Below are 20,599 nucleotides of genomic sequence, written 5' to 3'. Positions count from 1 at the left end.
CTCTATCGTAGCCGGGAAACGAAGCTCGCGAGCGCCTGGAGCCCCACGTCCAGCGAGTCGAGCTCGACCCACTCTTCCTCGGTATGGGCTCCGCCGCCCACGTAGACCCCGAACGCCAGCGCGGGTATGCCTGCTTCGACCGCCGCCGCGGCGTCGGTGGACGCGGCCTTGAGCGACACCGGAACCGAGAGCGAACGGAGCGACTCGATCGCAGCCGAAACCATGGCCTCGGTCGCGGTCTTCCCCGCCGGCCTCCGTCCGAGGTGCTCGATCTCGAGCCGTACCCCCACCTGCGAGGCGGCCTCCAAAAGCGTGGCCCGCACCCGTTCGACCAAACGATCGAGGGCGCCGGCCTCGGTGGCACGAAGGTCGAGCGTAAAGCCGGCCTCGGCGGGAATCGCGTTCACCGCGCTCCCGCCCCAGATGCGTCCGGCGTTGAGGCTCTCGTTTTCCCCAAGGGGAAGGGCATAGAGAGCGCTCAGGGCCACGCCGAGGGCGTGGGCGGCGCTGGCCCGACCCCGATCCCCCCAGGCATGCCCGCCCGGGCCCCTGAAGTGGGCCGCGAGCCGAACCGATCCGACGGCCTCGGCGATCACCGTACCCAGATATCCGTCAACCGCGATCATCATCCGGGGCGAAAGCGCCGCCACCAGCGCCCGCGCTCCCTTGAGGTTACCGAGGCCCTCCTCGCCCACGGTGAAGCCCAAGGTCGCGTGGCCTAACTCGGGCGCCAGGGCCAAGAGCACGGCCACCCCGGCGCTGTTATCCCCCACCCCCGGCGAGTAGAGGCGGCCCTCGGCTTCCCGGAGTGGCCGGGGGGACAAGACGGTGTCGTAGTGGGCGGCGAGCAGCAAATCGCCCTCGCCGACGATCACATTGCCCACGTCGTCGACCCGGGGGGAAAAGCCGAACGCCCGCAACGTGTCAACGATCCACGCCCGCCGTTCCACCTCCCCGGCAACGGGCGCGAACGCCTTAAGCAGCGCCTTGGGATCCACTAGTCCTCGAGGTCAGCCAGACCCTCGCGAATGGCGTAGAGCGCGGCCTGGGTCCGGTTATTGAGGTGAAGCTTGGCAAAGATCTCCGAAAGCCGGTTCCGGACCGTCTTCTCCGAAATTCCCAGCTCGTCCGCGATCTCCTGGTTGCTCGACCCCTGGGCCAAAAGGCGCAGGATCTGAACCTCCCGATCGGTCAGCTCGGCGCGTTTTGATTTCGGAATCTCCCCTTCCTTGGCGTGGAAATCCTGGATGATCCGCTCGGCGAGCTCGGCATCGAGCAGAACTTCACCAGAGCACACGCGGCGGATGGCGTCGATGAGCTCCTGCGCGCTCGCATCCTTCAGAAGGTAGCCGCGGGCACCCGCCTTCACCGCCTCGAAGACGTAAGCGTCCTGGCGGTACATGGTCAGCATGACCACCTTGGCCTCAGGATCCTCGCGCAAGATCTCCTTGGTGGCCTCCACCCCGTCGAGTCCCGGCATCTGGATATCCATGAGAATGACGTCGGGGCGCACTTCCAAAGCCGCGCGGAGCGCCTCCCGGCCATCGCTGGCTTCCCCTATGACCCGGAAATCGGGCTCGGACTCCAAGAGACTTTTCAGCCCTTCCCGAAACAGGGCGTGGTCGTCGGCCAACAGAATTCTAATCATTGCCCCTTATTTTAGGACATTCGAAACCGCCCGTGCTAAAATGGGGACCGCCCCGCGAGCGGGCGCTCCAGCCATAACCCACGAGGTGAACATGGTCCATCCCAAAAACGCCCTGACCGCTTACTGTCAGAAAAAAGGCCTCGGCAAACCGGAATACGACACAAAAAACGCGGGCCGCGACACCGACCCGCTCTACATCAGCGACGTGAGCGTCAACGGCGAGGTCGTGGCCACGGGCCAGGGCCCGACCAAGCGCGAAGCCGAGCGGATCGCCGCCGAGCTGGCCCTCGAGGTCCTCAAACAAAAGTATGGCGAGGCCAAAGGCAGCCGCCGGCGCCGCAACAAAAAATCCTCCACCCCCGCCGAAGCGCAGGTGGAGAAGGTGGCGAGCACCAACGGCCACTGGCCGGTCTTCCCCGAGCTCCTCGCCGAATCGCTCCGGGTCGCCCACCAACGGATTCCCCAAGGGGTGCGCGGCCCCGAAGCCGCCGATCAGGTGGTCCGGCTGGCCAGCGAGATCTACAAGGGAATGATCGAGGAGATCGGGATCGGGGGTGAGGGATGAAGGCCCACATCATCACCTACGGCTGCCAGATGAACGAGTACGACACCCACGTGGTGGCCTCGGAACTGGTCAGCCTCGGGGTTCAGCTGGTCGACGCGGTCGAAGACGCGGACTTCGTTCTGGTCAACACCTGCGCCGTACGCGGCAAACCGGTGGAGAAGGTGAAAAGCCTTCTCGGCAAGCTCCGCAAGGAGAAAGCACGGCGGGGCATTCTCATCGGCATGATGGGCTGCCTGGCCCAGCTCGAGGAGGGCCAGGCGATGGCCCGGAAGTTCGAGGTCGATATCCTCATCGGGCCCGGCGCCATCTCCGAGATCGGCAAGGCGCTCGATGCCCACGACAAGTTCTGGGACCTCTCGTTCCGCGACGACGTCAACCAGCTGGTCGCGCCGCCGCCTGAAGGCGCCCTCTCGGCCCACGTGGCCATCATCCGCGGCTGCAACCACCGCTGCACCTACTGCGTGGTCCCGACCACCCGCGGTGGGGTGGAGGTCAGCCGCCACCCCGATCTCATCCTCAAGGAAGTGGAAAACCTGAAAGCCGCCGGGGTGGTCGAGGTCACCCTGCTCGGTCAGAACGTCAACTCCTACGGCCGGGATAACCCGCGCTATCCTACGTTCGCCGAGCTCCTGCGCCTGGTGGGGAGCGTGGGCATCCCGCGGGTGCGCTTTTTGACCAGTCACCCGGTCAACTTTACCGAGGACATCGTCCGGGCCATTGCCGAAACCCCCACCATCACCCACTACATCCACCTGCCGGTGCAATCGGGATCGGACCGGGTGCTCCGGCGTATGGCCCGAGAGTACCGGCGCGAGGACTACCTCGAGCGCATCCGCATGATCCGTGACTACCTGCCCGAGGCGGTGCTCTCGACCGACATCATCGTGGGCTTCCCCGGCGAGACCGAGGAAGATTTCGCCCAAACCCTCTCCCTCTACGACGAGGTCGGCTTCGACCACGCCTTCATGTTCATCTACTCGGCCCGTCCCGGCACCCCCGCGGCCAAGCACTTCGAAGATCTGCCCCGCGAGGTCAAGGTGGCCCGCTTGCAACAGCTCATCGAAAAGCAAAAGGCGTGGAGCCATGAGAAAAACCGGCGCTGGGTCGGCCGCGAGGTCGAGGTCTTGATCCGGGGCGAGGCTAAGGAGAGTGGTTTCGCCGAGGGCCACGACCGGGGCAACCACCCCGTTTTGGTGCCCGGGGAGCAGGCCAAGCGACCGGGCCTCTACCGGGTTCGGATCACCGAGGCCAGCCCCCACCTCCTCTTCGGAGAGGTCACGGGCGAGATCTACGTTCCCGAGCCCGTCGAAGCCGCTTCGGCGTAAGCGTTTGAGCTGAAAGGAGCAGGGTCGGGTGGCAGAGAAAAAAAGCAACGAGCGACGACCGGCCATCGCCGCACTGCGCCTGGCGCTCGCGCTCACCGGCTTCGGTCTCGGCTTTTCGCTGATGTGGTTTTCCGTCCTCGCACTCCTGCCATCGGTCTTGGCCGGGGCCGCGAGCTTCGCCTTGGTGTGGGTCTGGGGCCAACGGATCGAGACCGCCGGGCCCTCGAGGGCCGCCCTCGAACGCCTGGCCATGCACCTCGCTTTCCGAAAGGGCTCGGTCAGCGCCGACGAGCTGGCATCGGTGAGCGGGAAGACGCTCGCCGAAGCCCGGGAGGTCCTCGATGAACTCGCTGAGCGGGGTCTTGCCCAAGAAGAAGACGGCCGCTACCGCTTCCCCTGACCACGACTTCGTGGTGGTCGGCGCCGGCATCGCCGGGGCGGCGGTGGCCCGAACCCTGGTCGACCTCGGCCTTCGGGTGCTGGTGGTGAGCGCGGGCAAAGGCGCGAGCCACGCCCCGGTAGCGATCCTCAACCCGGTCCGGGCCCAGCGGGGCAAGGCCATCCCCGACGCCGCCGAGACGCTGGCGGTGGCGAGGTCGCTCTACGGCCGATTCGCCAGGCTCCACTTCGGGCTCGAACACGTCGTGCCCCCGGAAGCGGTGCCCAAATGGCAGGCCAACCTCAAGGACGCGGGCATCGAAACCGTCTGGCGCGGCCACCGGCTCTTCCTGCCCCAGGCGTTCTGGATGCACCCCCGTACCCTGATCCCGGCGCTTCTACGGAATATTCCCCGCATTCACGACCGCGTGGTGGCCTGGTTCCAGGAGGGTCTTTGGCTCCAAAGCGGCCGCTTCCTCAAAGGGCCGGTCATCTGGGCGGCGGGCGCCGAAGGCACCGAGGTCACCGGCCTCGAGGGCCGGCTCGTCGCCGGCACGCTGCTGCTGACCAAGGAGCCCGGCCATGGGGTGATCCAGGGGGTTTTCTACGTTGGCGGCGCGCTCGGGGGAACCCACCGCCCGGTGCCCCGGTTCCTGGCCCACACCCCGACCCACGACGAGATCGAGGAGCTCAGAACCAGGGCCAGGGCCATCCTCGGCTATCCGCCCACCCCCATCGGGGCCTTCACCGGCGTGCGCTACCTGAAGGACCAGGTCCTCCGTGAGGTTCCCGGCGGCTTTCTCTTCACCGGCTTCGGCTCAACAGGCCACCTCCGCGCCCCAATTTGGGCGCGGAGGCTGGCCCGCACGATCCTTTGATCAGGCCCCGGCCCGCCAGGCGGGGCGCGCGTCCCTCACCTCGGGCGCGAGCGGCAGCAGCGCCGCGTCGAGGACCTCGGTCACGTCCTCGACCAGAACGATCTCCAAGCCCTCCCGCACCTCAGGCGGCAGCTCGGCCAGATCGGGGCCGTTCTCTTTCGGCAAAAGCACCCGGGAAACCCCCGACAAAAACGCGGCCAGGAGTTTTTCCTTAATCCCGCCGACCGGGAGGACCTTGCCCCGAAGCGTGATCTCTCCGCTCATCGCCAGGTCCATGCGTACCGGGCGCCCGCTGAGGGCGCTGGCGATGGCCACCGCCAGGGTGACCCCCGCCGAAGGCCCGTCCTTCGGCACCGCGCCTTCGGGGATGTGGACGTGGAGGTCCCACTTTTCGTGGAAATCCGGCGGGAGGTCGTAGCGGTCGGCCCTGGCCCGGAGATAGGTGAGGGCCGCCTCGGCAGACTCCTTCATGACCGAGCCCAGATTGCCGGTCAGCTTCAACCGGCCCTTGCCGGGCACCGCCAGCACCTCGATGGTCAGGAGCGCGCCCCCGTCGCCGGTCCAGGCCAGCCCCTGAGCCACACCCACCTGGGGGTCCTTTTCCACCCGGTCGGGGCGGTATTTCGGCGCACCGAGCAGGCTTTCGAGGTCGCCGGGCTTCACGTCGTAGACGCCCTCCCACGGGGCCTCGAGGTACTTGCGGGCGAATTTGCGCGCCACTTTGGCGAGCTGACGCTCCAGGCCGCGAACGCCGGCTTCGCGGGTGTATTCGTCGACCATTCGACGGAGCGCCGTCTCCTCAAGCTGCACCCTGCCCTCGACCCCCGCTCGCCGGGACACCTTGGGCCACAGGAAATGGCGGGCGATCTTCACCTTCTCCAGCGGCGTGTACCCGGGGATCTCGATGACCTCCATGCGGTCGAGCAACGGCCGGGGGATGGTCGAGAGGGTGTTGGCGGTGACGATGAAGAAGACCCGCGAGAGGTCGTAGGGGACCTCGAGGTAGTGGTCCTGGAAGGCCTTATTTTGCTCGGGGTCCAGGACCTCGAGCAAGGCAGAAGCCGGATCCCCGCGCCAGTCGGAGGCCAGCTTGTCGACCTCGTCGAGGAGGAAAACCGGGTTATTGGAGCCGGCGCGCTTCATCCCCTGGATGATCTTGCCGGGCAGCGCCCCGACATAGGTGCGCCGGTGGCCGCGGATCTCGGCCTCGTCCCGAACCCCGCCCAGGGAGATGCGTACGAAGTTCCGCTGCATGCTCCGGGCCACCGAGCGTCCGAGCGAGGTCTTCCCCACCCCGGGCGGCCCGACCAAACAGAGGATCGGCCCCTTGGCGCCCTCATCCCCCGCGAGCTTTCGAACCGCTAAAAACTCCAGGATCCGCTCCTTGACCTCGTCGAGACCGTAATGATCTTCGTCCAGGATCTTCCGGGTCCGGGGCAGATCGATGACGTCTTCCGTGGCTTCCCGCCAGGGCAGATCCAAGAGCCACTCCAGGTAGGTCCGGACCACGCTGGCTTCCGGGCTCCCCGGTTGCATGCGCTGGTAACGGTCGAGCTCGCGCTCGGCCTTTTCCCGAACCTCGTCGGGGAAGTCTTTCTTTTGAATGCGCTCGCGCAAGGCCTCGACCTCAGCCAGGTGGTCCTCGCCGCCACCGAGCTCCTTTTGGATCGCCTTCATCTGCTCGCGCAGGTAGTATTCGCGCTGGTTTTTGTCCATCTGCTCCTTGACGCGAGCGGCGATCTTGCGGTCGAGGTCGAAACGCTCGAGGTCGCGCGCGAGCAGCGTCAGCACCCGCTCGAGCCGGGCCTCGATCGCCACCTCGGACAAAATGGTGAGCTTTTCCTCGGTCGTCCAGGTGGCGTGGTGGGTCACCATGTCGGCCAGGCGTGCCGGGTCGGCGAGCCCCTGGATGGCCTCGAGCTGGTAGCGGTCCAGGCGCAGGCTCTTATGCGAGGCGACGTACTGGCCAAAGGCCCGCCGCACCTTTTCCAGCAACGCCCGAACGAGCTCGGGATCCTTGATCTCGGGTTCGGGCACGTCCTCATACTCGGCCCAAAGGAGGTCCTGACCGGTAAGGCCCAAAAGACGCGCCCTTCCCATCGCCTCGACCACGACCTGGAACGTGCCGTCGGGCAGCCGGTTCACACGGCGCACCTCGGCCAGGACCCCCATGGGGTAAAGGTCATCAAGCCCGGGGAAATCGACCTCGGGACGCTTTTGGGTGGCGAGGAAAATCTGCCCCTCGGCCGAGAGCGCCCGCTCGATGGCCAGTTTCGAACCGGCGCGTCCAACGTCGACCTCGGCCTGGGTGTGCGGCATCACCACCAGGCTGCGAAGCGGCAGGAGCGGTCGTTTGGGCTTGCGTTGAAACAGTCGCATCCTCCTCCTAGCTCGCCTGCCTGAGATCCGGCTTCAGCGCCGAGAGCGGATCGTCGAGGTGCTTGGCGTCGAAGACGACACGTTTCACCCCGGACCCCGGCAGGGCGTACATGATCTCGTACATGCTCTTTTCGATGACCGCCCGCAGGCCGCGGGCCCCGGTGCCCCGGGCCTTGGCTCGGCGGGCGATCTCGCGCAAGGCTGCGTCGGTCAGGACCAGTTCGACCCCCTCCATGGCAAAAAGCGCCTGGTACTGCTTGACCAAGGCGTTTTTGGGCTCGGTGAGAATGCGTACCAGAGCCGCCTCGTCGAGGTCCGTGAGCTCGACGATCACCGGCACCCGCCCCACGAACTCGGGGATGAGGCCGTACTTGACCAGGTCCTCGGGGATGATCTCGGGCAGGCTGGCCTGCTTTTTGGCGGCGAAGCCGATGGGGTTTTGATCCACCCGGGCCTTGAGGATCTCCGAAAGGCCATCGAAGGCCCCACCGAGGATGAAGAGGATGTTTTTGGTGTTGACCGGGATCAGCTCCTGGTGGGGGTGCTTGCGGCCACCCTGGGGCGGTACGTGGGCCACGGTACCCTCGATGATCTTGAGCAACGCCTGCTGGACGCCCTCACCGGAGACGTCGCGGGTGATCGAAGGTCCTTCCGACTTACGGGCGATCTTATCGATCTCGTCGATGTAGATGATCCCCTGCTCGGCGGCCTCGACGTCCATGTTGGCGGCCTGCAAAAGCCTGAGCACCACGTTCTCGACGTCTTCACCAACATAGCCCGCTTCTGTGAGCGTGGTCGCGTCGGCGATGGCAAAGGGCACCTCCAGCCGCCGGGCCAGCGTTTCCGCAAGCAGCGTCTTCCCCGTCCCGGTGGGGCCGACCAGAAGGATGTTGGATTTTTGTATCTCAACGTCGCCCTCGGTCTGGCGGTGGCGAATCCGCTTGTAGTGGTTGTAGACGGCGACCGAAAGCACCTTCTTCGCCGCTTCCTGGCCGATGACGTACTCGTCGAGGAAGGCCTTGATCTCCCTGGGCTTGGGGAGGTGCTTGGGCCCGCGCTGGACCACGCGAGGCCGGGTCTCCTCGAGCAGCTCGTGGGCACGCTCGACGCACTCGTCGCAGACATACGCCTCTCCGAGGGGCGACTCAAAAAGCCGGTCCACCTCGGGATAGCTCCGCCCGCAGAAACTGCACGAGGTCCTAGCTCTCTTCGCCACGTCGCACCACCTGATCCACCAGACCGTAGGCCTTGGCTTCTTCGGCCTCCATCCAGAAATTGCGGTCGGTGTCCCGGGTCACCCGTTCGAGCGGCTGCCCGGTGTGCTCGGAGAGGATGCGGTTGAGCTTTTCGCGCATCTTAATGATCTGCTCGGCCTCGATGGCGATGTCCGCGGCCTGCCCGCGCGCCCCACCCCAGGGCTGATGGATCATCACCCGGGAGTTGGGCAAGGCAAAGCGTCGGCCCGGCTCGCCGGCGGCCAAGATCACCGCGGCCATACTCGCCGCCAACCCCACCACGATGGTCGACACCGGGGCGCTGACGTATTGCATGGTGTCGTAGATGGCAAGCCCGGCGTCGATCTCGCCGCCTGGCGAGTTGATGTAGAGCTTGATCTCCTGCTTGGGGTTTTGCGCCTCGAGGAAAAGCATCTGGGCCACGACCGTGTTCGCGACCTGGGAATCGATTGGCGTGCCCAGGAAGATGATCCGGTCCTTGAGCAGCCGTGAATAGATATCGTAGACACGCTCGCCTCGAGCGGTTTGTTCAATGACGTAAGGCACAACCATGGTGTGACCATTCTACGCCGACCCGCGCCGGCGTCCGTGCCCTAAGACGGTATTGCTCAAGAGGCCGCCTCAAGGCTTTTTAGGGCTTCTTCGAGGGCCTTGTCGTGGAGACGGCGGACATAGAGCCGGCGCAGACCGTCCTCCCCAACCGCCTTCTCAAAATCCTCGACGCTGAGGCCGTAGCGCTGGGCCAGGTCCGCGAGGTGGGCTTTCCACTCCTCCTCGCCGAGCTCGGTCCCCAGCGCCTCGATCAAGCGCTCCACCGCCAAGCCGCGGCGAACCCGGCGCTCGGCGGTCTTCTCGATGTCGGCCTTAAACTCTTCGAACTTCCCCTCGCGCTCGAGCTGCTTCAGGTAGTCCTCGAAGGGCACGCCCTTTTTGGCCATATCCTCGGCGATTTCCTCCCAGATGGCCCGGATCTCGCGATCGATCATCGCCGGCGGGATCTCGACCACAAGGCCCTCGGCGAGTTTATCGAGGAATTCGGCCTTCCGGGCTTCCCGGGCATCGGCCTCGGCCCGCTGCTCAAGCTCCTCCCGCACCTTCGCCCGGGCCGCTTCCATGGTGTCAAAGCCCAGGGTCTTGGCGAACTCGTCGTCGAGCTCGGGGCGACGGACCGCCTTGATCGAGCGGATGGTGGCCTCGAGGTTCGAGGATACCTCGCCCGATTCATCGAAGACCGGAAGCGTCACCGTATCCCCCACCGCTTTGCCCTTGAGGGCATGTACCACTGCTTCCGGCGCCTTGGCCAGATCGACCGGAAGCTCGCCTTGCTCGGTGGCCACCACCACCACGTCCCCGGCCTCGGCCGGGCGCTCGACCTCCTCGATCTCGGCGTAGCGCTCGCGCAGCTCCTCGAGCGCCGAGTCAACCACATCCTCGGTGATCTCGGGGGCGCTGGCCGTGAGTTCGAAGGTCTTCCAGTCCGGGAGCTCGACCTCGGGGTAGTTCTGCACCTCGATCTCGTAAACGAAGGGCTCGCCCTCCTTCACCTCGCCCTCGACCAACCGGGCCGCAACCGGCGAAAGGCCGAGCTCGCGGACCGCCTCGCCAAAGCTCTCATCGACGAGAAGCTCGCGCACCTCCTCGAGCAGGGCCTCGCGGCCGATCCGGGCCTCGAGGACCTTTCGGGGCACGCGTCCGGGCCGAAATCCGGGTACCCGAACCCGCGCCTTGTACTTGGCGAGCACCCGTTCATAGCTCTCGCCGACCTTTTCGGCCGGAACCTCGACCTTGACGCGCACCCGGTAGCCCTCACGCTCGACGATCTCTGCCATTTGTCACCTCACACATGCGAAAGACGGCCCGACCCTTTGGTGCGAGGAGCGGGACTTGAACCCGCACGGGAATACCCCACCAGATCCTAAGTCTGGCGCGTCTACCAAATTCCGCCATCCTCGCTGGCCCGGTCGGGCCGCCCTGCCTCCTTAAGAATACCACCCCGTTTCGGGGTGGTTTGCTGGGGTGAGCGATGGGACTCGAACCCACGACCCCCGGTTCCACAGACCGGTGCTCTCACCAGCTGAGCTACGCTCACCGCGCCCAGCATAGGCCATTGTAGGCAAGCGCCTACCTTGCGTCAAGGAAAGCATCCCTCGGGCCCTGCAGCCGGGCCGGGGCGCGTAGACTGGTGGCGTGCTCCTTTTCCTCTTCGTCGACGGGCTCGGCGTCACCGAAAACCCCGAAAGCCCACTTTCGACCACACCGCTTCCCTTCCTTAAAGGGGAGCTCGCCGCGCTCGGCCCGCACCCCGTTCAGGGGCCTGACCACCTCTACCGTTTACTCGACGCCCGCCTCGACACCCCGGGCCTGCCCCAGTCGGCCACCGGGCAAACGACGCTGCTCACGGGGCAAAACGCCGCCCGACGCCTCGGATACCACCACGGGCCCTTCCCCGGCCCCGCGCTCAAGGCCCTGCTCCAAAGCGCCTCGTTGCCACAAAGGGCCAGGCGGCTCGGCCTTCCCTACCACCACGCCAACGGCTACACCGAGCGCTACCTGGCAAAAATCGCGACCTCGCGCCGACCACCGCTTTCCGCCTTTGCCTACGCTGCCAAAGCCTCAGATCTTCCGCTGTTGCCGCTGGGCGCACCGGGCGCGCTCGACGCCGTCCTCGAGGCCCCTCGCCGCGAGGCCCGCCGCGCCGCCGAGCTGGTTCGGAGCTACCCGTTCGTGGTCCTCGAGTTCTGGGCGCTTGACCTCGCCGGGCACCGCGACCCCCGGATGGTCCCCGAGCTGCTGCAAAGGCTCGACGCTTTTGCCGCCGAGTTCCTGGAAGCCGCCCCCGGTGCGACGCTGGTTCTCTCGTCCGATCACGGCAACGCCGAGGAACCCTGGCACAAGAGGCACACACCAAACCCCGTCCCTTTCCTGGCCGCGGGCCCCCTGGTAAAGCGGCTTTCGGCCCCGGAGGATCTGGTCGGGGCCGGGGTCTTTCTGGCAGGGGCCCTCGAGGCGCTCGCGGGACAGCCGGGAAGGAATCCTCGACAAAACGAAAACAGTTCTCGTTCCTAAATCAATAAATCCTGAGCGGTTTACTTGACATTAAAAACCCCAGCCTCTAGACTTCGTTCCGGAGGGACCTCGAGGCCCCCGAGGATGATGAAGGAGAGGTGTCGACGGTTGATGCGAATAGTGTATGGATTCCTGGCTCTACTCATGCTCTCGAACGCGCCAGGGCTGGCGCAAACGCTGGTGATCTATTCCGGTCGAGCCAAGGTGCTGGTCGAGCCTTTGGTGAAAAAGTTCGAGGCCCAAACCGGGATTAAGGTCAAGGTTCGCTACGGCAAGGACGCCCAGCTCCTCGCCGCCTTGCAAGAAGAGGGCTCGCGAAGCCCCGCGGATCTCCTTTGGGCCAACACCCCCGGCGCCCTGATCGAGGCCAGCCGCAACGGGCTGCTCTCGCCGTTGCCAAAAGACCTGCTCGCCCGTCCCGCCCGCTACGTACCGAAAGACGGCCTTTGGGTCCCGGTCACGGTTCGCTTCCGGGTGCTGGCCTACAACCCCAAGCGAGTTGATCCCGCCACGCTGCCCAAATCGGTGCTCGACCTACCGAAGCTCGAGGCCTTTAAGGGCCGGATCGGGTGGACGCCGGCCTATTCCAGCTTCCAGGACTTCATCACCGCCATGCGCAAGGTCCAGGGCGAAGAGGCCACCCGGGCCTGGCTCTCGGGAATGAAGGCCCTAAAGCCCAAGGCCTACGTTTCCAACACCCCGATGCTCCTGGCCCTCGCCTCGGGCGAAATCGACATCGCCCTGACCAACCACTACTACGTTTACCGACTCAAGTATGGCGGCGCTGAAGGCGAATTCGAAGGCAAGGAGGAAGAAGAAGGCGAGGAAGGCGAGGAGCCAAAAGCCAACCCCTCGCTCCCGGTGGCCATGTACCACTTCGCACCCGGCGACGTGGGCAACCTCGCCCTGATCACCGGCGCCGGCGTCTTGAAGCACAGCGAGGATCGGGCGCTGGCCGAGTCCTTCCTCCGCTTCTTGCTCTCGCAGGAAGCCCAAAGTTACGCCGCGAGCGCGGTCCACGAATACCCCGTGATTCCGGACGTGGCCACCCCGAGCTACATGCTTCCGGTCTCCGATGCCCTTAAGCTGAGCCCCGAGCTCGATTTCAGCGAACTCAAGGACCTGGATGGTACGCTAAAGCTCCTCAGGGCGCTCGATCTGCTCTAGCGCCCGAAGGCCACCCGGGCAGCCCGGGTGGCCAACCTCCTTGACCGGAAAGGCCGGGAACGGAACGAGATGCTGGACGCAAAGCGATGATGAAGCGACCACCGTTTTACCTGCTGCTTCCCGGGTTCATCACCCTCGCAGCCGTGGGGTTGCCCCTTTTCTACCTGGTGCTCAGGGCGCTGGAGATCGATGCCGAAACACTCGCCGACGTCGTGTTTCGACCCCGCAACCTCGAGCTGCTCGCGAGCACGCTCAAACTCACCGCGAGCGTCCTCGTTCTCTCGCTCCTACTGGCCTTTCCGCTCGCCTGGCTCACCACCCGCACCGACCTCCCGGCGAGCCGGCTCGCCTCGCTCATCGGCGTGCTGCCGCTTGCGGTTCCGAGCTACGTCACCGCCTACGCCCTGCTCTCGCTCGGCGGGCCCTACGGCCTGGCGGCGAAGGTCTTCGGCGTCGCCCTTCCCCACCTCAGCGGCTACGTGGGGGCGTTGCTCGCGCTCTCGCTCTACACCTACCCCTATTTCTACATGAACCTCCGCAGCGCGTTTTTGCGACTCGACCCGGCCCTCGAGGAAGCCGCCCGGGTTCTGGGCCACCCGCCAACGAGCGTTTTCATCCGGGTGGTCCTCCCCCAGCTCGTGCCGGCGGTTATGGCCGGCGGGCTCATCGTGGCCCTGCACGTTTTCGGGGACTTTGGCGTGGTGAGCCTGATGCGCTACCCCACCTTCAGCTACGCCATCTATCTGCAATACAGCACCGCCTACGACCGCGTGGGCGCGGCCTGGCTCGCGCTCTGGCTCCTCGCCCTCACCTCGGTGGTGCTCTTCCTCGAGGCCAGGGCCACCCGGCTCGCCGTCGCCCGCACGCAAAAGCGCCCGCCGGCAAAGCTCCGCCTTGGTCGGCTCCGGCCCCTCGCCCAGGGGTACGTCACCGGGCTCTTCTTGTTCAGCATTGGCCTTCCCTTGTCGGTGCTGCTCTACTGGGCGCGCGCGGGCTTTGCCAGAATCGATCGCGGCGACCTCCTCGAGGCCCTGGCCCGTTCTGCTTTTGCCAGCGCCCCGGCGGCCTTTTTCGCCCTGGCCCTGGCGCTGCCCCTCGCCTATCTGGGCGTTCGCTACGCCCGGGGGGCAGCCCGGACGCTTGAGCGCGCGGCCTACCTGGGCTATGCCATTCCACCCCTGGTGCTGGCCCTGGCGCTGATCTTCTTTACCCTCAAGGCCGTGCCCTGGCTCTATCAAACGATCTTTCTCCTCATTTACGCTTACACCTTTCACTTCCTCGCCGAGGCCCTGAGCCCGCTGCGGGGGACGCTGAGCCAAATCCCGGTGGCCATCGAGGAAGCGGCGCGAGCCCTCGGTACCCGGACCTACGCCGTGTTCACCCGGATCCTCCTCCCCCTGCTCTGGCCGGGGCTTGCCAGCGGGGGGATCCTGGTCTTCCTCTCGGCCATGAAGGAACTGCCACTCACACTGCTCCTGGCGCCGATCGGTTACGACACCCTGGCCATAAACGTATGGAGTTACACCCAGGAGGCCATGTTCGCCGAAGCCGCCCCCTATGCGCTGGTCCTCCTCGCCAGCGGGGCGATCTTCGCTGGAATGCTCTTGGCGTGGGAAGGGAGTGCGAAGTGAAGCTCTTGCGCGCTGTCGAGTTGAGCAAGCGCTTCGACGGCCAGCACGTGGTCCGAGGCATCAGTTTTGATCTCGAGGCCGGGGAGATCCTGGCCATCATCGGTCCCTCGGGGAGTGGCAAAACCACCACCCTGCGCCTCATCGCGGGGTTTGAGCGTCCGGATCAGGGAGAGGTGTGGTTCGAGGGGCGCCTGCTCAGCGGCCCGGGAAGACACGTACCGCCGGAGTCGCGGGGCATCGGTTTCGTTTTCCAGGACTACGCGCTCTTTCCCCACCTCACCGTTTTGGGCAACGTCACCTTTGGCCTCAAAGGGCTCTCGGCCAGGGAACGCCGGCGGCGTGCCGAAGAGGTGCTCGATCTCGTGGGCCTCACGCTCTTCGCCCGACGCTACCCGCACGAACTCTCGGGCGGGCAGCAGCAACGGGTGGCCCTGGCCCGGGCGCTGGCGCCGAAACCCAAGCTCATCCTCCTCGACGAACCCTTTTCGAGCCTCGATGCCGGTCTGCGCGAGAGCACGCGCGAGGAAGTGCGCTCGATCCTCAAACAAACCGGGACCGGCGCCATCATGGTGACCCACGACCAGGAGGAAGCGCTCTCCTTTGCCGACCGCATCGCGGTGATCCGGGAAGGACGGCTCGAGCAGGTGGGGCGGCCCGAGGAGGTCTACCACCACCCGGCGACACCGTTTGTCGCCCGCTTTCTCGGCAACACCAACCTGGTGCGCGGCCTGGCCCACGGCCGCTTCGCCGACACTCCCCTGGGTACGCTTCCCCTCGACAAGGAGGCCTGGGGCCACGTTCTCCTCTCACTGCGGCCCGAGCACCTCGAACTCCTCCCGCCTGACCGCCGCGGACTCAAGGGCCAGATCGTCAAGCGGAGCTTCAAAGGTCACGACCTGACGTTTAAGGTGCGCACCGAGCACGGAACCTACCGGGTTCAAACCGGTTACCGCGCACCCTGGCAGGTGGGCGAGTCGGTGGTGATCCGGGTCCGGGAGGTCGCGGTGGTCCTCGGAGAAAAACTCGACGAGTCCGGCTCGGCGGAAATTCCGGTGGAGGCGGGTCCGCCGACTCACCGAGAAGGGTAGGGGCGGTAGCCCGCCGCCACAAAGTAGAGCCCCTGGGGCGGAGCACTCGGTCCCGCTTGAGCGCGGCTACCCGATTCGAGCAACCGGGCCACATCCTCCGGAGCCCGCTTGTCGAGCCCCACCTCGATCAAGGTGCCGACCATGGTCCGCACCTGCCCCCGCAAAAAGCCGTCCCCCACGAACTCGAAGACCACCAGCGACCCCTCCCGCCAGACTTCAGCCCGGAAGAGGCGCTTTTTCGTTGGCCGCGTCTCCCTGGTCGCGAAGGCCTTGAAATCGTGCGCCCCTACCAGGGAGTCGAGCGCCACTCGAATCGGGGCCAATTCCAGCGGCCGCCTCAACCAGTGCGCCCGGTAGCGCCAGATGGCGCTCGGTGATTCCGAAACGCGCACGAGGTAGCGGTAGGCCCGCCACCTGGCACTCTTTCGGGCATGGAAACTCAGGGGGACATGCTCGGCCCGAAGCACCCGGACATCGGGCGGCAAGAGCGCGTTCAATGCCAACGGCACCCGTTCGATGGGAATTCGGTCTTCGGTGTCGTAGTGAAGGGGAAGGTCGAGGGCATGAACCCCGGCGTCGGTCCGCCCCGCGGCCACCACCTTCGGACGGGCGCCGGGCAGACGGCGAAGGGCGGCCTCGAGAACCCCTTGGACCGTGCGCTCGCCCTTTCCCTGCCTTTGGAACCCGGCAAACCCGGTTCCGTCGTACTCAATATGCAACTTGATCCGCCGCATCGAACCTCCAAGCGAATATACCGTCAGTGCCGGGCCCGAGGCCTCCACGGCGCTTGACAGCACCCCGGGCAGTACCTAAGATATGTGTTGCGCGTCGGACGCCGGGATGGCGGAATTGGTAGACGCGCTAGCTTGAGGGGCTAGTGGGCGATTAGCCCGTAGGGGTTCAAGTCCCCTTCCCGGCACCAAAGCACCCCCCGTCACGGGGGGTTTGCTAAACTCTTTTTCGGAAAGTGGTCGTTTTCACCACCGGTGTAAGCTCATGCTCGAGATCACCACACAGTCGCTCTGGGAAAGCCTGGCCCCGAGTCTCGAATACCTGGAGGCACCAAAACGTCAGCACATCCGGGAGGCGCTCGAATTTGCCTACCGGGCCCACGAGGGGCAAAAACGCCGGAGCGGCGAGCCCTACATCACCCATCCCGTCGAGGTGGCCCGCATCCTCGCTCAGCTGCGCATGGACGTCGAGACCATCCAGGCCGGGCTCCTCCACGACACCGTCGAAGATACCGACGTGACCTTCGAGGAGATCGAACGGGTCTTCGGAGCGGTGGTCAGACGCATCGTCGAGGGGGAAACCAAGGTCTCGAAACTCCCCAAGCTCGCCGAGCGCCTCGAGGACGAGCAGGCGGAAAACCTCCGTCAGATGTTCATCGCCATGACCGAGGACGTGCGCATCGTCATCGTCAAGCTGGCCGACCGTCTCCACAACATGCGCACACTTCGGTACATGCCTCCGGAAAAGCAAAAGCGGATCAGCAAGGAAACGCTCGAGATCTTTGCCCCCCTTGCCCACCGCCTCGGGATTGGCCAGGTCAAAAACGAACTCGAGGATCTGGCCTTCAAGTACCTCTACCCCGCCGAGTACACCGCCCTGACCCGCCGCCTCCAGCAGCACTGGACCATTCGCCAGGAGGTCATCGAAAAAGCAAGGGCCCGCTTGGAAAAAGCCATACGCTCTGATGTGATCCTTTCCGGCTCCATCCAGGACTTTGCCATCACCGGCCGGACCAAACACGCCTACTCCATCTGGCGCAAGATGAAGCGCGAGAAGAAAAACCTCGAGCAAATCTACGACCTCCTGGCGCTTCGCGTCATCCTCACCCCCAAGGACGAAGCACGGCTCGGCAAGCAGGTCTGCTACCACACCCTCGGCCTGGTCCACCAGCTCTGGCAACCGATCCCCGGCCGGATTAAGGACTACCTGGCCATGCCAAAGCCCAACGGCTACCAGAGCCTCCACACCACCGTCATCACCGACGAGGGCACGCCGCTGGAGGTGCAGATCCGAACCGAAGCCATGCACCGGCTCGCCGAGTACGGTATCGCCGCCCACTGGCTCTACAAAGAAGGCATCACCGATCCCAGGGAAGTCAAACGCCGGGTGGTGTGGCTGCAGGCGATCCAGGAATGGCAGAGCGAGTTCTCGAGCTCCCGCGACTTCGTCGAGACCATCACCCGGGAGCTGCTCGGGGGGCGGGTCTTCGTGTTCACGCCCAAAGGCCAGGTCATCAACCTCCCTAAAGGCGCCACGCCCATCGATTTCGCCTATCACATCCACACCGAGGTGGGTCATCACATGACCGGGGCCAAGGTCAACGGGCGCATCGTACCCTTCTCCTACGAGCTGCAAAACGCGGACATGGTGCAGATCATCACCAGTCCCGCGGGAAAGCCCTCGAAAGACTGGCTCTCGTACGCCAAGACCCGAAGCGCGCGCCAAAAGATCCGCCACTACTTCCGCCAGCTCGAGCAGCACGAAGAGCTTGAGAAAGGACGCCGCAAACTCGAACGCCACCTTAAACGACGCGGGCTCCCGTTCCCGAAAGAGAGCGATCTCGAACGGGTGGCCAGGGCGCTGACCGGACACCCCTCGCCCGAGGAGCTCTTCCTCGCCCTCGCCCACGGCCGGGCAACGCCCCAGCAAGTGGTGCGCATTCTCCACCCCCGGCCTCCCGCGCCCCCCCGCGAGCGCCCGCAACCCAAAACCCAGACCCTCCCCATTCGCCTCGCCGACGACCTCAGCGCCCCGCTCAAACTCGCCGCCTGCTGCCGTCCCGTCCGGGGTGATCCCATCCTCGGCTACGTGACCCGGGGCCGCGGGGTGACCATCCACCGCGTCGACTGCCCCAACATGCGCCGTTTCCTGAAAAACGAGCCCCAGCGCGTCGTCGCCGCCGAGTGGGAAGAAGGACCGGGGAACTACCCGGTGGTCCTTCGCCTCGAGGCCAGCGACCGGGCGGGCCTCCTCCGCGACGTCATGGACGTGTTCGCCGGCATGGGCAAATCGGTCTCCGGCGCCGACACCCAGGTCACCGGCACCACCGCCCGCATGCAAATTCGGTTTTCGGTTCGCGATGAGGAGGAGCTGGCCCGGATCAAGGAACGGCTGCTCGCCATGCCCGAAGTCCGCAAAGTCATGCGTGCCTGATCCGATAACGTATGGGTATGGCGCAGGTTCTCAAGGAAGACCGCGGAAAGGTCAGGGTGCTGACCCTGAGCGACCCCGAACGGCGAAACCCCCTCTCCGAGACCATGAGCCGGGCGCTCCTTTTGGCCCTCGAAGAGGCGGAGACCGACCCCGGCGTCCGGGCGGTGGTGCTGACCGGCGCCCCACCCGCCTTTTCGGCGGGGGCCGACCTCAAGTTCCTCCGCGAGGTGACCAAGCTCGGGGCCAAAGCCAACCTGGATCACTCCCACGAGCTCAAGGAAGTCTTTAGGCGTATTTACACGTTCCCCAAACCGGTCGTAGCCGCCGTCAACGGGCCGGCGGTCGCCGGCGGCGCGGGGCTCGTGCTGGCCTCGGATCTCGCGGTTATGGATGAAGGCGCAAAGATCGGCTTCACCGAGGTCAGAATCGGCTTCGTCGCCGCGCTGGTGGCGGTCATGCTGGTCCGCCACGTGGGGGAAAAGCACGCTCGCCAACTGCTCCTCCAGGGCAGGTTGATCGGCGCGGCCGAGGCCTACCGGCTGGGCCTGGTCAACGAGGTCGCCCCCAAAGGTCAAGCCCTCGAGCGCGCCCTTGCCCTGGCAAACCAAATCGCCGAGGGGGCCCCCACCTCGCTGGCGCTCACCAAGGCCCTTCTGTCCCAGCTCCCCAGCATGGGCCTTTTCGAGGGCTTTAGCCTTGCCGCTCTCGCCAACGCCTGGATCCGGGAAACGGACGATCTGATCGAGGGTATCCAGGCCTTTTTCGAAAAGCGAAAGCCGGAGTTTTGAGGTGGTCCCACTTTTGCGTACGCCTCTCATTGGCAGCCCCCACGGCTTTACCGGCCGGGCGGGCGGCGTCTCCGAAGGACCCTGGGGCAGCCTCAACCTCTCGACGTCGGTCGGCGACGATCCGACACGGGTCGAGGAAAACCGCCGCCGCGTCCTCGCCGCCTTCGGCCACCCCCCGCTGGCCCGGCTGGCCCAGGTCCACGGCGCCCGGGCCGTTCGCGCCGATGGGCCCGGAACCTGGGAAGGCGATGCCCTGGTCAGCCGATCGCCGGGCCTTTTGCTCGCCGTCTCCACCGCCGATTGCTACCCCCTTTTGTTCGAGGATCCAAGCACAAACACCGTCGCCGCGGCGCACGCCGGCTGGCGGGGCGTCGTCGCCGGCATCGTCGAGGCCACGCTCGACCTCATGGAGTCGGAATTTCACGGCCAGCCCGGGCAGATCCGCGTCGCCATCGGCCCCGGGATCTGCGGGCGCTGTTACCAGGTGGGACCGGAAGTCGCCGAAGCCTTTGACCGGCGCGGTCTCGGCGACGCGCTGGCCGACGACCCGACCCAATCGGGCCGCTTCCGGCTCGACCTTGAAAAAGCGATCGTAGTCCTCCTGCGCAGGCGCGGCATTCCCGGCAATCACATCTGGCGGACCAAGCAGTGCACCTACGAGAACACGGCCCTTTTTTCCTACCGGCGTCAGGGGCCAAAAAGCGGGCGCATGTGGGGGCTGATTCAGGTCGCACCCTCGGTTAGCCTAGAGCCGTGAGGCTCCTCTTCCCGGCGGCCCGCTTCGAGCGCCCCTGGCAGATCGCTCCATCCTGGCTCCATGCCCGGGGGCTCAAAGGGCTCCTCCTCGATCTCGACAACACCCTGATCCCCTACGGCTACGAGGGGCCGGCCCCTGAGCCGCTCCGAGCCTGGCTGGACGAGCTCAAGCGATCCGGCATCGCTGCCTGCCTGGTGACCAACGCCAAACCCGGCCGCACCCGGCGGTGGGCCCGGAAACTGGGGCTGCCGGGGATCGCGTTGGTTGGGAAGCCGCTGCCTTTTGGCTTCGTGTGGGGAATGAAGCAGCTGGGGCTTAAGCGAAGCGAATTGGCGGTGGTTGGCGACCAGATCTTCACCGACGTCCTCGGGGGAAACCTCCTGGGGCTCACCACCATCCTGGTGGCGCCCCTCTCCGATCGAGGCCTGCCCCACACCCGCTGGGTCCGCACCCTGGAGCGCCGGGTGCTCAAGGCCGCTTCGCCCCCGGAAAAAGGAGAGAGCGAGTAGCATTAAGATGATGTGGGAAT

At 65.8% G+C, this 20,599-nt stretch carries 19 protein-coding genes and 3 tRNA genes; 13 read left to right on the top strand and 9 right to left on the bottom strand.

All coding sequences use genetic code 11. The annotated features are described in order from the left end of the window. Positions 1-2: 2 nt before the first annotated feature. Both ACZ5BT_RS08525 and ACZ5BT_RS08520 read right to left on the bottom strand, forming a co-directional pair. Positions 3-998, bottom strand: coding sequence for a M20/M25/M40 family metallo-hydrolase (locus ACZ5BT_RS08525; protein WP_464884169.1), 996 nt, complete (start codon positions 996-998; stop codon positions 3-5). Next, positions 998-1,648, bottom strand: a complete 651-nt coding sequence (locus tag ACZ5BT_RS08520; protein ID WP_464884168.1) for a response regulator transcription factor — start codon at positions 1,646-1,648, stop codon at positions 998-1,000. Before ACZ5BT_RS08520 ends, ACZ5BT_RS08525 begins: the two co-directional genes overlap by 1 nt. A gap of 91 nt (positions 1,649-1,739) precedes the next feature. Between ACZ5BT_RS08520 and ACZ5BT_RS08515 the strand changes: the two genes are divergently transcribed. From ACZ5BT_RS08515 to ACZ5BT_RS08500, 4 genes are read left to right on the top strand one after another with little or no spacing between them, the layout of a single operon-like run. Continuing rightward, on the top strand, positions 1,740-2,213 hold the full coding sequence (locus ACZ5BT_RS08515; protein WP_464884167.1) for a putative dsRNA-binding protein: 474 nt from the start codon (positions 1,740-1,742) through the stop codon (positions 2,211-2,213). Beyond that, a complete protein-coding gene (miaB, locus tag ACZ5BT_RS08510; protein WP_464884166.1) occupies positions 2,210-3,538 on the top strand; it encodes a tRNA (N6-isopentenyl adenosine(37)-C2)-methylthiotransferase MiaB in 1,329 nt (442 codons plus the stop codon). Before ACZ5BT_RS08515 ends, miaB begins: the two co-directional genes overlap by 4 nt. A 28-nt stretch (positions 3,539-3,566) precedes the next feature. After that, on the top strand, positions 3,567-3,938 hold the full coding sequence (locus ACZ5BT_RS08505) for a hypothetical protein (protein ID WP_464884165.1): 372 nt from the start codon (positions 3,567-3,569) through the stop codon (positions 3,936-3,938). After that, the gene (locus ACZ5BT_RS08500) at positions 3,880-4,794 is read left to right on the top strand and encodes an FAD-dependent oxidoreductase (protein ID WP_464884164.1); all 915 of its coding nucleotides are present in this window, start codon (positions 3,880-3,882) and stop codon (positions 4,792-4,794) included. Before ACZ5BT_RS08505 ends, ACZ5BT_RS08500 begins: the two co-directional genes overlap by 59 nt. On the opposite strand, the gene lon is transcribed toward ACZ5BT_RS08500, so the two are convergent. The 6 genes from lon to ACZ5BT_RS08470 form a co-directional block, all read right to left on the bottom strand. Next, positions 4,795-7,173, bottom strand: coding sequence for an endopeptidase La (lon, locus tag ACZ5BT_RS08495; protein WP_464884163.1), 2,379 nt, complete (start codon positions 7,171-7,173; stop codon positions 4,795-4,797). Positions 7,174-7,180: 7 nt separating this feature from the next. Beyond that, a complete protein-coding gene (clpX, locus tag ACZ5BT_RS08490; protein ID WP_464884162.1) occupies positions 7,181-8,389 on the bottom strand; it encodes an ATP-dependent Clp protease ATP-binding subunit ClpX in 1,209 nt (402 codons plus the stop codon). Further along, on the bottom strand, positions 8,373-8,960 hold the full coding sequence (locus ACZ5BT_RS08485) for an ATP-dependent Clp protease proteolytic subunit (protein WP_464884161.1): 588 nt from the start codon (positions 8,958-8,960) through the stop codon (positions 8,373-8,375). The genes clpX and ACZ5BT_RS08485 overlap by 17 nt, the downstream gene beginning before the upstream one ends. Before the next feature lie 56 nt (positions 8,961-9,016). Next, a complete protein-coding gene (tig, locus tag ACZ5BT_RS08480) occupies positions 9,017-10,237 on the bottom strand; it encodes a trigger factor (RefSeq protein ID WP_464884160.1) in 1,221 nt (406 codons plus the stop codon). Positions 10,238-10,274: 37 nt separating this feature from the next. Then, positions 10,275-10,361 (bottom strand) — tRNA-Leu (locus ACZ5BT_RS08475). 59 nt (positions 10,362-10,420) lie between these two features. After that, positions 10,421-10,497, bottom strand: a tRNA-His gene (locus ACZ5BT_RS08470). A 98-nt stretch (positions 10,498-10,595) separates the two neighbouring features. On the opposite strand from ACZ5BT_RS08470, the gene ACZ5BT_RS08465 reads away from it, so the two are divergent. From ACZ5BT_RS08465 to ACZ5BT_RS08450, 4 genes are all read left to right on the top strand, one after another. Beyond that, positions 10,596-11,474, top strand: coding sequence for a metalloenzyme (locus tag ACZ5BT_RS08465; protein ID WP_464884159.1), 879 nt, complete (start codon positions 10,596-10,598; stop codon positions 11,472-11,474). A 111-nt stretch (positions 11,475-11,585) separates the two neighbouring features. Next, a complete protein-coding gene (locus ACZ5BT_RS08460; RefSeq protein WP_464884158.1) occupies positions 11,586-12,641 on the top strand; it encodes an iron ABC transporter substrate-binding protein in 1,056 nt (351 codons plus the stop codon). Between the two features lie 89 nt (positions 12,642-12,730). Then, positions 12,731-14,272: an ABC transporter permease gene (locus ACZ5BT_RS08455; protein ID WP_464885806.1), complete on the top strand. Its 1,542-nt coding sequence runs from the start codon at positions 12,731-12,733 to the stop codon at positions 14,270-14,272. Next, positions 14,269-15,360: an ABC transporter ATP-binding protein gene (locus tag ACZ5BT_RS08450; protein ID WP_464884157.1), complete on the top strand. Its 1,092-nt coding sequence runs from the start codon at positions 14,269-14,271 to the stop codon at positions 15,358-15,360. Before ACZ5BT_RS08455 ends, ACZ5BT_RS08450 begins: the two co-directional genes overlap by 4 nt. Here the strand turns inward: ACZ5BT_RS08450 and truA are convergent. After that, the gene (truA, locus tag ACZ5BT_RS08445) at positions 15,345-16,094 is read right to left on the bottom strand and encodes a tRNA pseudouridine(38-40) synthase TruA (protein ID WP_464884156.1); all 750 of its coding nucleotides are present in this window, start codon (positions 16,092-16,094) and stop codon (positions 15,345-15,347) included. The two genes, ACZ5BT_RS08450 and truA, sit on opposite strands and share 16 nt — an antisense overlap. A 100-nt stretch (positions 16,095-16,194) precedes the next feature. Here truA and ACZ5BT_RS08440 point away from each other — a divergent pair. The 5 genes from ACZ5BT_RS08440 to ACZ5BT_RS08420 all read left to right on the top strand — a co-directional run bounded on the left by ACZ5BT_RS08440 (position 16,195) and on the right by ACZ5BT_RS08420 (position 20,579). Beyond that, positions 16,195-16,282: transfer RNA gene (locus ACZ5BT_RS08440), tRNA-Leu, on the top strand. A 74-nt stretch (positions 16,283-16,356) separates the two neighbouring features. Beyond that, entirely contained in the window at positions 16,357-18,525 is a 2,169-nt protein-coding gene (locus ACZ5BT_RS08435; protein WP_464884155.1) for a RelA/SpoT family protein, read from the top strand. A gap of 17 nt (positions 18,526-18,542) precedes the next feature. Beyond that, positions 18,543-19,313, top strand: coding sequence for an enoyl-CoA hydratase/isomerase family protein (locus ACZ5BT_RS08430; protein WP_464884154.1), 771 nt, complete (start codon positions 18,543-18,545; stop codon positions 19,311-19,313). A gap of 13 nt (positions 19,314-19,326) precedes the next feature. Next, positions 19,327-20,070: a peptidoglycan editing factor PgeF gene (gene pgeF, locus ACZ5BT_RS08425; protein WP_464884153.1), complete on the top strand. Its 744-nt coding sequence runs from the start codon at positions 19,327-19,329 to the stop codon at positions 20,068-20,070. Further along, entirely contained in the window at positions 20,067-20,579 is a 513-nt protein-coding gene (locus ACZ5BT_RS08420) for a YqeG family HAD IIIA-type phosphatase (protein WP_464884152.1), read from the top strand. Before pgeF ends, ACZ5BT_RS08420 begins: the two co-directional genes overlap by 4 nt. Positions 20,580-20,599 lie beyond the last annotated feature (20 nt).

The organism is Vulcanithermus mediatlanticus, from assembly GCF_055385885.1.
Note: the sequence above shows the minus strand (reverse complement) of the source record. Positions and strands in the feature narration are given on the sequence as shown.